Here is a 1,246-nt window from a genome sequence, read left to right as displayed (position 1 = left end):
CCCCCCCCCCCCCCCCCCCCCCCCCCCGCGCCGCCCGCCCCCCCCCCCCCCCCCCCCGCCGCCCCCCCGCCCGCCCCCCCCCCGCCCGCGCCGCCCCGCCCCCCCCCCGCCGGCGACGCCTCCAGCGACTCCGCCGGCGGGGGCGACGGGGACGGCGGCGGCCCGTCCGCCGGCCTCATCGGTGGTGGCGTCGTCGTCCTCGCGCTGGCCGCCGCCGCGCTGTGGCAGGCGCGCCGCCGGCGCGGATGAACCCCGGGAACCGATCGTGAGCACCGAAGACCGACCGGCGCTGCGCGCTGTCCGCCGTCCGACCGCCGGCGCGGGCCCGCGCCCCGTCCGGGCCTGGCGGGCGGCCCGTGCCCCCGGCCCCTGCCCGGCCCGCGCGCAGGGCCGCGGGGGCGGGGGGGGGTGGGGGGTCGGGCTCGCCGTCGCCGCCTCCCGCACCACCAATCCGCTGCTGCTCGGCCTGCTGGTGGCGGTCGCCGGCTATGTGGTGGCGGTGCGCCGCACCCAGGCGCCGTGGGCCCGTTCGTACGGGGCCTTCGTCAAGATCGCACTGGTGGTGATCGGCATCCGGCTGGTCTTCGCGGTCTTCCTCGGCTCACCGATCCCCGGCACCCGCACCCTGTTCACGCTCCCTGAGGTGCCGCTGCCGGAGTGGGCCAAGGGGGTGCGGGTCGGCGGTCGGGTGACCGCCGAGGGGCTGGTGTTCGCGCTGTACGACGGGTTGAAGCTGGCCGCCCTGCTGATCTGCGTGGGCGCCGCCAACGCGCTGGCCAACCCGGCCCGGCTGCTGAAGTCGCTGCCCGGGGCGCTGTACGAGGCGGGCGTGGCGGTCGTGGTGGCGATGACGTTCGCCCCGCACCTAGTCGCCGACGTGCAGCGGTTGCGCGCCGCCCGCCGCCTGCGCGGCCGGTCCGACCGCGGTCTGCGGGCGCTCCTCCAGGTCGGCCTGCCCGTCCTGGAGGGCGCGCTGGAACGCTCGGTCGCACTGGCGGCGGCGATGGACGCACGCGGGTACGGGCGCACCGCGCAGGTCCCGCCGGCCGTGCGGCACACCACCACGGTGCTGAGCATCGGCGGCCTGCTGGGCGTCTGTGCCGGCACGTACGGGCTGCTCGCCGCCGACGGCGCGGGCTATGCGCTGCCGCTGCTGATCGGCGGGGTGCTCGCCGCGCTCGGCGGCCTGTGGCTGGGCGGGCGCCGCTCCGCCCGTACCCGCTACCGGCCCGACCGGTGGGGCGGG

Annotated in this window: 2 protein-coding genes; both read left to right on the top strand. The window is 80.2% G+C overall.

All coding sequences use genetic code 11. The features are described from left to right. Window positions 1–249: GPS-CTERM domain-containing protein (locus AAHZ94_RS34300; protein WP_349997590.1), on the top strand; the 249-nt coding region annotated here is incomplete at its 5' end. 16 nt (window positions 250–265) lie between these two features. Further along, window positions 266–1,246, top strand: a 981-nt coding sequence (locus tag AAHZ94_RS34295) for a CbiQ family ECF transporter T component (RefSeq protein WP_349997589.1), incomplete at its 3' end; no start/stop codon positions are given.

This window comes from Streptomyces sp. HSW2009 (genome assembly GCF_040240285.1).
Lineage (GTDB): Bacteria > Actinomycetota > Actinomycetes > Streptomycetales > Streptomycetaceae > Streptomyces.
Note: the sequence above shows the minus strand (reverse complement) of the source record. Positions and strands in the feature narration are given on the sequence as shown.